Origin of the sequence: Thioalkalivibrio sp. ALgr3 (assembly GCF_000377325.1) — a bacterium.
GTDB lineage: Bacteria > Pseudomonadota > Gammaproteobacteria > Ectothiorhodospirales > Ectothiorhodospiraceae > Thioalkalivibrio.
Genome location: NZ_KB897980.1, coordinates 186,150 through 198,425, shown reverse-complemented (window position 1 = coordinate 198,425; position 12,276 = coordinate 186,150). Strand labels below are relative to the sequence as shown.

The 12,276-nt window shown below is 64.1% G+C and carries 15 protein-coding genes and 4 tRNA genes; 16 read left to right on the top strand and 3 right to left on the bottom strand.

What is annotated here, in order from left to right; translation table 11 throughout:
* Positions 1-18 precede the first annotated feature (18 nt).
* Positions 19-882 carry a bifunctional methylenetetrahydrofolate dehydrogenase/methenyltetrahydrofolate cyclohydrolase FolD gene (folD, locus tag C998_RS0107950; RefSeq protein ID WP_018870331.1) on the bottom strand — a complete coding sequence of 288 codons (864 nt, stop codon included), beginning with the start codon at positions 880-882 and terminating at the stop codon, positions 19-21.
* A 175-nt stretch (positions 883-1,057) separates the two neighbouring features.
* On the opposite strand from folD, the gene C998_RS0107945 reads away from it, so the two are divergent.
* The 5 genes from C998_RS0107945 (at position 1,058) to C998_RS0107925 (ending at position 2,093) form a co-directional block, all read left to right on the top strand.
* A tRNA-Pro gene (locus C998_RS0107945) sits at positions 1,058-1,134 on the top strand.
* 46 nt (positions 1,135-1,180) lie between these two features.
* Positions 1,181-1,257, top strand: a tRNA-Arg gene (locus C998_RS0107940).
* Between the two features lie 43 nt (positions 1,258-1,300).
* Positions 1,301-1,376, top strand: a tRNA-His gene (locus C998_RS0107935).
* Between the two features lie 27 nt (positions 1,377-1,403).
* Positions 1,404-1,479: transfer RNA gene (locus tag C998_RS0107930), tRNA-Lys, on the top strand.
* A 194-nt stretch (positions 1,480-1,673) separates the two neighbouring features.
* Entirely contained in the window at positions 1,674-2,093 is a 420-nt protein-coding gene (locus C998_RS0107925; RefSeq protein WP_018870330.1) for a nucleotidyltransferase domain-containing protein, read from the top strand.
* Positions 2,094-2,226: 133 nt separating this feature from the next.
* On the opposite strand, the gene C998_RS0107915 is transcribed toward C998_RS0107925, so the two are convergent.
* The gene (locus tag C998_RS0107915) at positions 2,227-3,654 is read right to left on the bottom strand and encodes a M48 family metalloprotease (protein WP_018870328.1); all 1,428 of its coding nucleotides are present in this window, start codon (positions 3,652-3,654) and stop codon (positions 2,227-2,229) included.
* Between the two features lie 55 nt (positions 3,655-3,709).
* Positions 3,710-4,021, bottom strand: coding sequence for a hypothetical protein (locus C998_RS0107910; protein WP_018870327.1), 312 nt, complete (start codon positions 4,019-4,021; stop codon positions 3,710-3,712).
* Between the two features lie 245 nt (positions 4,022-4,266).
* Between C998_RS0107910 and C998_RS0107905 the strand changes: the two genes are divergently transcribed.
* The 11 genes from C998_RS0107905 (at position 4,267) to C998_RS0107855 (ending at position 12,208) form a co-directional block, all read left to right on the top strand.
* Positions 4,267-4,596, top strand: coding sequence for a rhodanese-like domain-containing protein (locus C998_RS0107905; protein WP_018870326.1), 330 nt, complete (start codon positions 4,267-4,269; stop codon positions 4,594-4,596).
* 105 nt (positions 4,597-4,701) lie between these two features.
* Complete coding sequence (locus C998_RS0107900) at positions 4,702-4,932, top strand: sulfurtransferase TusA family protein (RefSeq protein ID WP_018870325.1); 231 nt, start codon at positions 4,702-4,704, stop codon at positions 4,930-4,932.
* A gap of 182 nt (positions 4,933-5,114) precedes the next feature.
* Positions 5,115-5,789 carry a 4Fe-4S dicluster domain-containing protein gene (locus tag C998_RS0107895; RefSeq protein WP_018870324.1) on the top strand — a complete coding sequence of 225 codons (675 nt, stop codon included), beginning with the start codon at positions 5,115-5,117 and terminating at the stop codon, positions 5,787-5,789.
* Between the two features lie 42 nt (positions 5,790-5,831).
* Entirely contained in the window at positions 5,832-7,238 is a 1,407-nt protein-coding gene (locus C998_RS0107890; RefSeq protein WP_018870323.1) for a heterodisulfide reductase-related iron-sulfur binding cluster, read from the top strand.
* Entirely contained in the window at positions 7,238-8,287 is a 1,050-nt protein-coding gene (locus C998_RS0107885) for a CoB--CoM heterodisulfide reductase iron-sulfur subunit A family protein (RefSeq protein WP_018870322.1), read from the top strand. The genes C998_RS0107890 and C998_RS0107885 overlap by 1 nt, the downstream gene beginning before the upstream one ends.
* Positions 8,226-9,098 (top strand): hypothetical protein, encoded by an 873-nt coding sequence (locus C998_RS0107880; RefSeq protein ID WP_018870321.1) that lies wholly within the window; start codon positions 8,226-8,228, stop codon positions 9,096-9,098. Before C998_RS0107885 ends, C998_RS0107880 begins: the two co-directional genes overlap by 62 nt.
* 53 nt (positions 9,099-9,151) lie before the next feature.
* Positions 9,152-9,868, top strand: coding sequence for a 4Fe-4S dicluster domain-containing protein (locus tag C998_RS0107875; RefSeq protein ID WP_018870320.1), 717 nt, complete (start codon positions 9,152-9,154; stop codon positions 9,866-9,868).
* Complete coding sequence (locus tag C998_RS0107870) at positions 9,861-10,772, top strand: CoB--CoM heterodisulfide reductase iron-sulfur subunit B family protein (protein WP_018870319.1); 912 nt, start codon at positions 9,861-9,863, stop codon at positions 10,770-10,772. The genes C998_RS0107875 and C998_RS0107870 overlap by 8 nt, the downstream gene beginning before the upstream one ends.
* Positions 10,773-10,874: 102 nt before the next feature.
* Positions 10,875-11,321: a glycine cleavage system protein H gene (locus tag C998_RS0107865; RefSeq protein ID WP_018870318.1), complete on the top strand. Its 447-nt coding sequence runs from the start codon at positions 10,875-10,877 to the stop codon at positions 11,319-11,321.
* Positions 11,322-11,330: 9 nt separating this feature from the next.
* Positions 11,331-11,738 (top strand): DsrE family protein, encoded by a 408-nt coding sequence (locus tag C998_RS0107860; RefSeq protein ID WP_018870317.1) that lies wholly within the window; start codon positions 11,331-11,333, stop codon positions 11,736-11,738.
* A 32-nt stretch (positions 11,739-11,770) separates the two neighbouring features.
* Positions 11,771-12,208: a glycine cleavage system protein H gene (locus tag C998_RS0107855; protein WP_077244523.1), complete on the top strand. Its 438-nt coding sequence runs from the start codon at positions 11,771-11,773 to the stop codon at positions 12,206-12,208.
* Positions 12,209-12,276: the final 68 nt, after the last annotated feature.

The window sequence follows — 12,276 nt, the reverse complement described above, 5'->3', positions numbered from 1 at the left end:
GGCCGGCGGGGTGGCCGTTCAGGCCGCCTCGTGCGTACCGAAGGCCCGCGCCCGCAGGGTGTTGTCCAGCAGCATGGCGACCGTCATCGGGCCCACGCCGCCGGGCACCGGGGTAATCCAGTCCGCCTTTTCTGCCGCGCCGTCGAACTCCACGTCGCCGCACAGGGTGCCGTCGTCGCGCCGGTTGATGCCGATGTCGATGACGGTGGCGCCCGGCTTGATCCAGTCGGGCTTGACCAAGCCGGGCTTGCCCGCCGCAGCCACCAGGATGTCGGACTGGCGGGCGATGGCCGCGGTATCCGGGGTGAACCGGTGGCAGATCGTCGGCGTGGCCCCGGCCAGCAGCAGTTCCAGCGCCATCGGCCGGCCGACGATGTTGGACGCGCCGATGATGCAGGCGGTGCGCCCCTTGAACGGCTCCTCGATATGGCGCAGCAGCTGGATGACACCCCAGGGCGTGCAGGGACGCAGGCGCGGGATGCGCGCCACCAGCCGCCCGACGTTGTACGGATGGAAGCCGTCCACATCCTTGGCCGGGGAGATGCGCTCGATGATGGTCTCCGGGTCGATGTGCTCCGGCAGCGGCAGCTGGACCAGGATCCCGTCGATGGTGCGGTCGGCGTTGAGCTGGTCGATCAGCGCCAGCAGATCGGTCTGCGGCGTGCCCGACGGCAGGTCGTAGGAGTGCGAGACCACGCCCACCTGTTCACAGGCCTTGCGCTTGTTGCGCACGTACACCTGCGAAGCCGGATCGGCCCCCACCAGGACCACCGCGAGACCCGGCGGACGCAGATCGCGCGAGGTCATGGATTCGATCTCGGTGGCGATGCGGGCGCGATGGGTCTGCGCGATGGCGCGTCCGTCGATGGTCTGGGCTGTCATTCGGTCTCGTCCGGCAGGAGGGCTGAACGCGATGATCCCATGGCACAGCCGGGTCCTCAAGGAAGGTCGGACACGATCCCCGGGGGCTGCGACGCGGGCCATGGCTTGACCCGGGGGCCTCCCGGCGCTACGATTTCGCACTCGCTGTGCAGGACCCATTGCGGGAACGGCTCGACGGGGTATAGCGCAGTCTGGTAGCGCGCCTGCTTTGGGAGCAGGATGTCGGGGGTTCAAATCCCTCTACCCCGACCATGGCGGACGCAACCGGCTGGAACAACCCGGATGCCCGGCGGCAAACGCGCTCGTAGCTCAACCGGATAGAGCACCGGCCTTCTAAGCCGGCGGTTGCAGGTTCGAGTCCTGCCGGGCGCGCCAGAGCCCGGATCGGCAATGGCCGAAGCAGTGAAACAATACGGTGGTGACCGTAGCTCAGTTGGTAGAGTCCCGGATTGTGACTCCGGTTGTCGTGGGTTCGAGTCCCATCGGTCACCCCATCCCTCGTTTGTACTCGTCCGTACCGGGGGCCGTTAGCTCAATTGGTAGAGCAGTGGACTCTTAATCCATTGGTTGAAGGTTCGATTCCTTCACGGCCCACCATCCTTGTCTTTATTTCTGCATCCTGGCCCGAGCTGTCTGGCAGCTCCCGGACGGGGAGAACGTGAACGCCCCGGCGGCCACTGGCCTCGAGGCCGCGCCATGAGTGCACCCTCGCGCGTACCCGCCGGCGTACGGCCCCGGAGCCGGATCGCGCCGTGCTACATTGATGGATACTCCGGTGTGGAGCACGATCAATGACGGCTGCCCTGACAATCGAGACGATCGCCGAGCGGGTGAAAAGGGTATTCGCGCGCTACCGTGAAGTGGAAGCGGTCTTTCTGTTCGGCTCTCGCGCGGAGGGTCGGGCGCGGGAGGGCAGTGACATCGATCTTGCGCTGGTCGGCCCCGCCGGGGCGATCGAGCCGCGCCGCCTGGACATCCTGACGGATCTGGCGCGGGAAGGGCTGGATGCGGTGGATCTGGTGCTGCTCGATGGCGCGGATCCGGCATTGCGTTTCGAGGCCGTACGGCCGAACTGCCTGTTGCATGCCGGGCCCGACTTCGATCGGGGCAGTTACTACTCGCTTGCGCTGCGGGAATACTTCGATTTCGAACCCTACCTCCGTGTCCAGCGCGAGGCCCTGAAGGAAAGGCTGCTCGATGGTCAGGCCTGAAGTCATCCGCAGACGCATCGAGGCCATCTCGGAAAACCTCGCCGTCCTGGAGCGGATTGCACGGTACGACGAGGACGAGTTCCTCGCTGACATTTGACCTCGCGGGTGCCGTCCGCGTGCGCGCGCAGGGGCGTTACCGCTCCTCGCGGAATTCGCGTGCCGTGCGGCTGGCCGTCTCGCGCTTGTCCTCGATGCGCTGGCGGTCTCGCTCGCTGGCGTCCCCCGCCTCCAGGGCCACCTCGAACTGCCGCACGGCTTCTTCGTACTGGCCGCGATGGAAGAAATACTCGGCCATGGTTTCGTGGCGCAGGGCCTCGCGGCCGGCCTCGCTGGCGATGTCCGCCTGCAGGCGCAGCAGGGCCGGTTCCGGTGCTTCGGTTTCGCGGATCATGCGCGAGGTGATCCGCAGGGCCCGGTCGTAGTTTCCGAGGTCGCGCTGGACGCGGGCCATGCGCTCGCGCACCACCGGGTGGCCGGGGTAGACGGCGTCCAGGTCCTCGAGACTGGTGAGGGCCGCGGCGTGTTCCCCGGTTGCGCGTTCCACGGCGATCCGCGCCAGTTCCAGGGTGAGTGTGGGGGCGTCGGGCGCGTCGATCCGTTCCAGCAGCTGGCGGGCCTCGCGCGGGTTGCCGCGTTCCAGTTGTGCGATGGCGCCCCCGTACAGCTCGGCGGCGGAGGCATCCTCGCCGATCCGGTCCAGCGCGCGCCGCGGATCGCTCAGCGCCCGGGCGCGGGCCTGCATCCAGGCGAATTCCGGGCCCTGGTTGCGCACGCCTTCGGGCTTGTCGCGCGCACGGTTGCGCGCATCGGTGATGCGGTCGAGCGTGACCGGGTGGGTGCGCAGATATTCGGGTACCGCGTCGCCCGCCCCCCGGGAAAGCTCCTGCATGCGCTCGAAGAAATCGGCCATCGCCTCCGCGTCGAAATCGCTGGCGGCCAGGATGCGCATGCCGACGCGGTCGGCTTCCGCCTCGTTGGCGCGTGTGAAGTTGATCTGGGACTGCATGCCGCTGGCGACGCCGCCGGTGATCACCGCCTGACCGAGCTGCGGGTCGATCCCCGCGGCCAGGACCCCGGCGAGGATCGCCAGGCCGGTGCGGAAGTTGATCTCGCGGCCGCGGGCGAACATGCGTGCGAGATGGCGCTGGGTCACGTGGGCGATCTCGTGCGCCATGACCGCGGCGAGTTCCGCCTCGTCCCGTGTCTCCAGCATCAGCCCGGTGTGGACACCGATGATGCCGCCCGGCATCGCAAAGGCGTTGACCTGATCGTTGTCGATCGGGATGAAGTGGAAGGTGATGCCCTCGCCATCGCTGTGGCTGGCGAGCTGCTGGCCCAGCGATCCCACGTAGAAGCGGATTTCCGCGTCGTCCACGACCGGCAGGGAGCGTCGGACTTCGCGCAGCAGGGAGCGGCCGAGCTCGCTTTCTTCGGCGGGGGTCAGCACGCCGCCCGAGGCTTCGCCAAGGCGCGGGAGGGAGGTATCCGCAGAGGTGCTCGCCGGTGCCAGAAAGAGCACCAGAAGAAGCGGGATCAGGAACGTGAGGAGGGTCTTTTTCATGATACGGGGGCCGGCGGTGTGCCGGCCCCCGCAGCGTGGTGCTGCCGCTTGCGGGTTACTTGCCCAGGCCGGGGGCCGAGGAGTAGGCCCGCATGCTGTCGCGGTCCTTCCACAGTTTCGGATCCAGCACGGAATCCGGGACCATGAACTTCTTGCGGTCCAGAACCTTGTGGGTGCGTGCAATCTTCACCACGTCGTCGTACTTGAGCTTGAACAGCAGGCCCACGTCGCCGCCGGAGGTGTAACGAACGATCATGTGATCGTCCTCCATGCGATGGACGTAGATGTTCGCCGGGCGCAGCTTGCCCTGGGCATCCTTCATCGTCACGGCGTAGTGGCCGTCTACCTGGAAATCACTCTTTTCCACCGGAAAATCCTCCGCAGGACTGTTTAGGCGGGCGTGACCTTATCATGTCTGACCGCAGGGGGCGATACCGGTTCCGGTGCAGTGCGGGCCACACCCTCCTCCCCGGGCTTCGCGGATGCCGTCATCCCATTTGCATTTGTCGCCGGTTTCGCTATCCTCCGCGCCCACCGTGTGCGTGGCCATTCTGCAAGGAAGCCTCGCACCTGCTACACCGCCCGGACGTTAACCGGAAACTGGAGCTGGCCGTGTACGGATTCTCGGAAATCACCCCGGATGAACTGGAACAGTGGCGCGCGGAAGGTCGAGCCTTCCGTCTGGTGGACGTGCGCCAGCCGGGCGAGACCGGACGCGGGGTGATCCCCGGCGCCGAACTCGTGCCGCTGGCGGCGGTGCCGCCGCGCAAGGACGAGTTCACCGAGGACGATGCCCCGGTGGTGTTCTACTGCCAGAGCGGGGCGCGTTCGGCGCAGGCCTGCGCCTTCATGTCCCAGCAGGGCGTGGAGGGCGTGTACAACCTGCGGGGCGGCATCATGGGCTGGGCGCAGTCCGGCCGCTCGATTGTCACGCCCGATTAGTATCTGGTTGTATTCCGATTCCGTTTCCCCTATAAGGGGGAGTTCGGCGGATCCACGACCGGTAACGGTCAACCATTACGAAGACTCACATAAGGAGAGAAAGCCATGGCCAACTTCGATCAAGAGCTCGACGCCTCCGGCCTGAACTGCCCGCTGCCCATCCTGCGTGCCAAGAAGGCGCTGGCCTCCATGGACGCCGGTCAGGTGCTGCACATCATCGCCACCGATCCGGGCGCGGTGAAGGACTTCCAGGCGTTCGCCAAGCAGACCGGCAACGAACTGATGGAGCACAAGGAAGAGGGCGGCAAGTTCTACTTCCTGGTCAAGAAGGCCTGAGGTCTCCTGACGCATCGAAGCCCGGGTCCGGTCCCGCGAACGGCCCCGGGCTGCCGGTAGACGCGGTTACCGTGAGGTAACTGGATTGATGCCTGGACCCGATCTAGGCTGGCTGCAAGGTCCGTACAAAAGAGGCCTGCTCGCCCACAGCGAAGAGGTGACATATGGCGACATATGCTGAGATGCAGCAAATCTTCGACGACATCCGCGGAGATTTTCGCTACGACCATGATCTCAACGGCTGCCTGAACTGCGGGATCTGCACGGCGACGTGCCCTTCCGCCCAGTTCTACGACTATTCCCCGCGCGAGATCGTCCAGCTGCTCTGGACCGAGAACGTCGAGCAGATCTACGACGCGATGCAGGAAAAGATCTGGGCCTGCGCCCAGTGCATGACCTGCGCCGCCCGCTGCCCGTTCAAGAACTCCCCCGGCGGTCTCGTCGCGATCATGCGCGAGGTGGCCATCAAGCACGAGATGCAGTCGGCCAAGGACGTGCTTCGTCCGTTCGGGCGCGTGATGCTCAAGCTGATCACGACGGGCAACCAGCTTTCGCCCGACATGATCCAGCCCGATCACTTCCCGGACTGGGGTCCCAACATCCAGAAGGTGGAAGGCGATCTCCAGGTGCTGCGCAAGGCCATCCCGGTGAAGACCCTGCAGACCGTGGAAACCGCCTGGGAGGTCTCGCTCAAGACCTCGGTCGAGATGTACACCATCTGGGAAATGACCGGCGTTCTGAAGTCCCTCGAACTGATGGATGAAAACCTCTTCGACGTGATCGAGGACTTCATCGACGAGAAGCGCGAGGATTACGAAGACTGGCTCGAGGAGCAGGAAGAGGAAGACGACGAGTAATCGTCTCTGTCCCTCCGGTTCCGCGACATCAGGAGAAGCGTTATGAGTGAACAGACCCCAGGCAATCACAACCAGAACGGTGAAGGTGCCGGCGGCGGCGCCATGAAGCCGGGCTATCACAACACCGACGGCCAGGGCGTTGCCGGTCACGGTTCTTTCTTCCAGGCGACCGATCTGTCGCAGGAAGAAGCCGTCAAGGCCACCGACTGGGTGCGCAAGCACGTCGACCGCCGCACCATCGACCTCGGCGACCGCATGGATGACGTCCGCGAGCACATGTACGAGCTCGAGAAGGACGGTCAGATCATTATCCACCGCATCACCGACGGTCACGAGCCGGCGACCGTGCAGACCCTGTTCGGCTGGGACAAGCAGGTCCCGACCAAGCAGCTGTGGCACCACAAGTCCTGTGGCCAGTGCGGCAACATCCCGGGCTATCCGACCTCGCTGCTGTGGTTCATGAACCAGTTCGGCTTCGAACCCGGCAAGGACTACCTCGACGAGACCGACCAGACGTCCTGCACCGCGTGGAACTACCACGGTTCCGGCATCGGCAACGTCGAGTCGCTGGCCGCGGTATTCCTGCGTAACTTCCACCAGGCCTACGTCTCCGGCAAGCAGCACGGCCACGACCTGGGCCACTTCTATCCGCTGGTCCACTGCGGCACCTCCTTCGGCAACTACAAGGAGATCCGCAAGTTCCTGGTGGAGTCCGCGGAACTGCGCGAGAAGGTCACCAAGATCCTCGGCAAGCTGGGCCGTCTGGTCGACGGCAAGCTCGTGATCCCTGAAGAGATCATCCACTACTCCGAGTGGGTCCACGTGATGCGCAATCGCATCGCGTCCGAGCTGCAGACCATCGACGTGTCCAACATCCGCACCACCGCCCACGTGGCCTGCCATTACTACAAGATGGTGCACGAGGACGCGGTCTACGATCAGTCCGTGCTGGGCGGCAACCGTACCGCCATCATCACCTCCACCGCCCAGGCACTGGGTGCCCAGGTGATCGACTACTCCACCTGGTACGACTGCTGCGGCTTCGGCTTCCGGCACATCATCTCCGAGCGTGAGTTCACCCGCTCGTTCACGATGGACCGCAAGATCCGGGTGGCACGCGAAGAGGCCAATGCCGACGTGATGCTGGCCAACGACACCGGCTGCGTCACGACCATGGACAAGAACCAGTGGATCGGCAAGGCGCATAACCAGAACTTCCAGATCCCGATCATGGCGGAAGTCCAGTTCGCGGCCCTGGCCTGCGGCGCGGATCCGTTCAAGATCGTCCAGCTGCAGTGGCACGCGTCGCCCTGCGAAGATCTGGTCGAGAAGATGGGCATGTCCTGGTCCGAAGCCAAGAAGACCTTCCAGGAGTACCTCAAGGAGGTCGAGGCCGGGAACATCGAATACCTCTACAATCCTGAACTCGCATACGGGGGCAAGGTGTGATGCAAGATACTGTACTGGTTGTTGGCGGAGGTCCGGCGGGCCTGTCCGCCGCCGCGAACGTGACCTCGGCCGGCTACAAGGCCGTCATGGTCGAAAAGGAAGACGTCCTGGGCGGTGCCCCGATCCTGTCGGGCTATGCCAAGCTGGTCCCCTCCGGCGAGTGGGCTTCCGAGGCGATTGGCCGCATGGTCAAGCGCGTCGAGGACGACTCCAGCGTGGCCGTGCACAAGAGTGCCAAGGTCGAGAAGCTGGACGGCGAGGCGGGCAACTTCACCGCCACGCTGACCAATGGCGAAACCGTGCAGGCCGGCTCGGTCGTGCTGGCCACCGGCTTTACCCACTTCGACTCGATCAACAAGCCGGAGTGGGGCTTCGGCACCTACGAGGACGTGCTGACCACCACCCAGGTGGAACAGATGGTCGCCTCGGGCAACATCGCCTGCCCCTCCGACGGCCGTGTGCCGGAGCGGGTCTGCATCCTGCTGTGCGTGGGTTCGCGTGACCGCCAGATCGGTCGCGAGTGGTGCTCCAAGATCTGCTGCACCGTGTCCGCGAACATGGCCATGGAGATCAAGGAACTGTCCCCCGAGACCGACGTGTTCATCTACTACATGGACATCCGTACCTTCGGTCTGTACGAGGACAAGTACTACTGGAAGTCCCAGGAAGAGTTCAAGACCAAGTTCGTCAAGGCGCGTATCGCCGAAGTGACGTCCTCCGGTGACGGCCGCCTGCTGGTCAAGGGCGAGGACACCCTGGTCAAGCGCCCGATCGTGATCCCGTTCGACATGGTCGTGCATGCGATCGGCATGGACCCCAACGCCGACAACCCGGAGATCTCCCAGGTGTTCGGCGTTGGTCTCGAGAAGCACGGCTTCCTCGAGAAGGCCGAGCAGTACACCAACACCTGCGGTACCACGCGCAAGGGCATCTATGCCTGCGGCGCGGCGTACGGCCCCGAGACGATCGACGACTCGATCGCCCAGGGTGCGGCCGCGGGTGGCCGGGCCGTGGCGGACCTGCATGCGCTGGTTCAGAAAGCCGGCTGAGGTGGTCAAGGACGAGGCGGTGCCGGATCTGACGCCGGTACCGCCTCGTGTCACCTTTGACAGGGACATCCTTGCAACGAAGCTGAACACGCTGCAGGAGAACATCGCCGACGCCGGCGGGGTTCAGGGATTGCAGACCTTCATTGAGGCGCTGCAGTCCAAACACGAGGTGTTCGCCGAGGTCGTCGCCAAAGGTGACGAGATCGACGATGCCGACGTGCGGACCCTGGGCGGCCTGGTGTTCTCGGTGCGGCGCAAACTGGGGCCGCTGCTGGCGGAGCGTCAGGGCGCGGTGGTCGAAGGCGTACGCAGTCTGGTACGGCCGGATGTTCATCCGGATGAACGGGTGCAGGCCTTCGCCGATCTCGCCGGCGACGATCGCAAGCTGCGGCGCGGACTGTGGGACTTCGGTTCGGAGGTCCTGCACTTCGCGGATCCGGAGGCGCTGCCGCTGGCCAATCGCTGGGTGTGGGACTCCGGTACCACGGCCGGCGCGATGCGGGAATTCATCCGCGGGAACGACACCCTGCGGGAGATCCCGATCGACGACGGCTATGCAGCGCTGCTGGGCATGCGGCAATGGTTCTACGAGGCCCTGCACGACATGGGGTTCTATCGGGATCTCCATTTCGTGACGGATCTGCTCTGGGTGCAGGCGTATTCCGACTACGCCAGGTCGCTGTCGATGAGCCTGGGGCTGATCGATGCCCAGTTCGGGGCCCGCGAGGATCCGCTGGAGCTTGTGGTGAAACTGCTCGGGATCGATTCTCCCGAGGGGCGCCTGAAGGGCGAGCAGGCTTCGTTGCACTGAATAATAACTGAATCGAGTTTGAGCCTGGTTGGACAGGTTTTCGGAGAGACGTCATGGCAATACACGAGAAGGCACTGATCGAGGACGAGCGGCTCCAGCAGCACGACGAGCTGGTGGTCGACGGCGTAGACGTGTCCGGGCACTGGAACACCATGATTGCCCCGCGCACGGTCCGCGACTACGACGACGATTTCGAGAAGAAGATCCAGAGCTACACCGGCGGCGAGTACGTGCACCGCTGCTGGCAGTGCGGGTCCTGCACCAACTCCTGCACCATGTATGCGCAGAACGTGCAGTTCAATCCGCGCTACTGGATCTACCTGACCCGCCTTGGCATGAAGGAAGAGCTGGTCAAGGACAAGGACATCATCTGGCAGTGCGTATCGTGCAACAAGTGCACCAACATCTGCCCCAAGGACGTGAAGCCCGAGGGCGTGATGAAGGCGCTGGCGCACTGGATGGAGGAAGAGGGCATCACCGAAAAGGCCCCCTCCACGATGTTCGACGAAGAGTTCGCCGACCAGATCTACAAGACCGGCCGCATCGAAGACGGCAAGGTCATGCAGAACTTCTTCAAGAAGTCCGGCCAGCCGCTGGTCCAGGAATGGCTGAAGGTGTTCATCTTCCGCATGATGAAGCACCTGCCGGTGAAGCACCTGATGGCGATGGGCTTCAATACCGTACATACGCCGCGCACCAAGTCCTGGGGCAAGACCGGGGACGTGCTGAAGAACTACGTGCGCGAACAGAAGGAGGCCGCTCATGGCTAAGGTTGCTTACTATCCCGGGTGTGCCCTCGAGGGCTCCGGCGGTCCCTACGACCGTTCGACCCGCGTGCTGGTCAAGGCGCTGGGCCTCGAGATGGAGAACCTGCGCGACTGGAACTGCTGCGGCGCGATGGAGGTGAAAAACGTCCATCCGATGCTGCAGACCTATCTGTCGGCCCGGAACATGGCCATCGCCTCCGAGCAGATGGGCATGGACACGGTGATGGCGCCGTGCAATGGCTGCTATCACAATCTGAAGAAGGCCGAGTACGAGACCGCGACGTCCGACGAGACGATGAATACGGTTCAGGACCTGGCCCGCAAGTCGGACGATCCGGTGTATTCCGGGGACGTGCGCACCCTGCATCTGCTGGAATGGCTGATGGAGGAGCTGGGTCCCGAGGGCATCAAGCAGAAGATGACCAAGAGCCTGAACGGCCTGAAGATCGCGAACTATTACGGCTGCATGTACACGCGGCCGCGGCAGATCTTCCCGGAAAAGGACAATGGTCCCGGGTCGGATTCCAGCTATCAGCCGCATTTCATGGATGACCTGCTGGGGGCCGCCGGCGGCGTCAACGTTGACTTCCCGCTGAAGACGTCCTGCTGCGGCGGCGCCCATACGCTGTCCGACTCGGATACCTCGACCCAGCTGGTGCTGAACCTGCTGCAGTCGGCCGAGGATTCCGGCGCCGAGGTGATCGCGACCGAATGCCCGACCTGCCACTCCGGTCTGGAGATGCACCAGGTCCGTGCCGAGACCGAGTTCGGTATCAAGACCGACGTGAAGGTGCTTTACTTCACGCAGCTGCTGGGGCTGGCCATGGGCCTGTCGCCGCGCAAGCTGGGCATTCACGAGAACGTGAGTGACTCGATCGGCCTGCTGAAGGAGAAGGGGGTCCTCTGATCCCCTTCTTTCGGCATCCAGGCTTGATACGACAAAACGGGCGCGCTGCGCCCGTTTTTTTGTGGAGCACGGGCGCGCGGGCGTCCGGGAACGAGGCGAATCATGGATTGCAACGGCTGCGAGTTCCATCCTGAACTGTTCTACGACGACGAATACCAGATCTGGCTGCGGCGGGAGGACGACGACACGCTGACCGTCGGCATGACCGATCTGTCCCAGACCATTGCGGGCAAGATCATCCACGTGCGCGTGCGGCGGCCGGGGACCCGGCGGCCGCCGGGCAAGCCGGTGGCGACGATCGAGAGCGGCAAGTGGGCCGGCCCGATCCCCAATTTCATCGACTGCAAGATCGTCGAGGGGAACGAGGAGGTGCTGGAGAACCCGGTTCTGCTGAATTCGGACCCCTACAATGCGTGGATCGCGCGGGTCGAGGCGACCAACGGGGCGGATGCGGCGCTGGCGGAGTTCGTCACTGGGGACAGGGCGCACGAAGGCTACTGCCGGCGGGCGCGTGAAGACGATATCGAGTGCCAGCGCAAGCTGCGCTGAGGGGTGACCATGGCCGATCTCGACGACGACTATTATCTCGACAACGACGAACAGACCGTCGTGTTCGTGATGACTTCGGGCCCGTCGACGCCCGCGCGCTGCGCCACGCCGTTCTATCTGGGCGCGGTGATGGCGTCGATGGACGTGGACGTGTACATCTTTTTCACCATGGAAGGGGTGAAGCTGATGGAGCAGGGCGTGGCGGAGAATCTGAGGGCCATGGAAGGGGGCAAGCCGATCAGCGAGTTCATCCGGGACGCAAAGCGTGCCGGGGTTCGTCTGCACGTTTGCCAGCCCGCTTTGCCGGGGTATAGAATCGACGCGTCTTCCGATCTCGTGGACGAGGTCGATGAAGTCAATCGGGCCAGCGAGCTCGCTGACCTGATCCTGCGTAGTGACAAAACGATAACTTTCTAGTCTTTCCCGCTTTACTCATCCAGGAGGTAATTATGGGCGCTGTTCGGGGTTGTGATATTCCGGAAGATCTGATGTACAACGTTGAAAACAACGTCTGGGTGCGCAAGGAGAGCGATGGTACCGCCACCGTCGGCCTGACCTCCTATGCCTGCTCGCTGGCCGGCACGATCGTGTCGTACACCCCCAAGAAAGTGGGAAAGTCGGTCAAGAAGGACAAGTCCTGCACCACGGTTGAATCCGGCAAGTGGGTTGGCCCGGCCAAGACCCCGGTCACCGGCGAAGTCACCGAGACCAACGACAAGGTCGCCGCGAACCCGGGCCTGATCAACGAAGATCCCTACGGCGAAGGCTGGCTGATCAAGCTGAAGCCGGAAGACTGGGACGGCGAAAGCGCCGAGCTGAAGACCGGCTCCGATGCCCTGGCGGCGTTCGAAGCCAAGATGGAAGCGGACGGCTTCGGCGGCTGCTGAAGGTCTTTCGCGAAGGGGCCGTCGTTCCCGAGGGATCGGCGGCCTCTTTTTTGTCACTAATACCGCAG

Excerpts from the sequence above, each read along its gene's own strand:
- C998_RS0107860 (WP_018870317.1), top strand. The coding sequence starts at position 11,331 with ATGGCCGATCTCGACGACGACTATTATCTCGACAACGACGAACAGACC.
- C998_RS0107855 (WP_077244523.1), top strand. The coding sequence starts at position 11,771 with ATGGGCGCTGTTCGGGGTTGTGATATTCCGGAAGATCTGATGTACAAC.
- C998_RS0107890 (WP_018870323.1), top strand. The coding sequence starts at position 5,832 with ATGAGTGAACAGACCCCAGGCAATCACAACCAGAACGGTGAAGGTGCC.
- C998_RS0107875 (WP_018870320.1), top strand. The coding sequence starts at position 9,152 with ATGGCAATACACGAGAAGGCACTGATCGAGGACGAGCGGCTCCAGCAG.
- C998_RS0107870 (WP_018870319.1), top strand. The coding sequence starts at position 9,861 with ATGGCTAAGGTTGCTTACTATCCCGGGTGTGCCCTCGAGGGCTCCGGC.
- folD (WP_018870331.1), bottom strand. The coding sequence starts at position 882 with ATGACAGCCCAGACCATCGACGGACGCGCCATCGCGCAGACCCATCGC.
- C998_RS0107925 (WP_018870330.1), top strand. The coding sequence starts at position 1,674 with ATGACGGCTGCCCTGACAATCGAGACGATCGCCGAGCGGGTGAAAAGG.
- C998_RS0107865 (WP_018870318.1), top strand. The coding sequence starts at position 10,875 with ATGGATTGCAACGGCTGCGAGTTCCATCCTGAACTGTTCTACGACGAC.
- C998_RS0107895 (WP_018870324.1), top strand. The coding sequence starts at position 5,115 with ATGCAGCAAATCTTCGACGACATCCGCGGAGATTTTCGCTACGACCAT.
- C998_RS0107915 (WP_018870328.1), bottom strand. The coding sequence starts at position 3,654 with ATGAAAAAGACCCTCCTCACGTTCCTGATCCCGCTTCTTCTGGTGCTC.
- C998_RS0107900 (WP_018870325.1), top strand. The coding sequence starts at position 4,702 with ATGGCCAACTTCGATCAAGAGCTCGACGCCTCCGGCCTGAACTGCCCG.
- C998_RS0107885 (WP_018870322.1), top strand. The coding sequence starts at position 7,238 with ATGCAAGATACTGTACTGGTTGTTGGCGGAGGTCCGGCGGGCCTGTCC.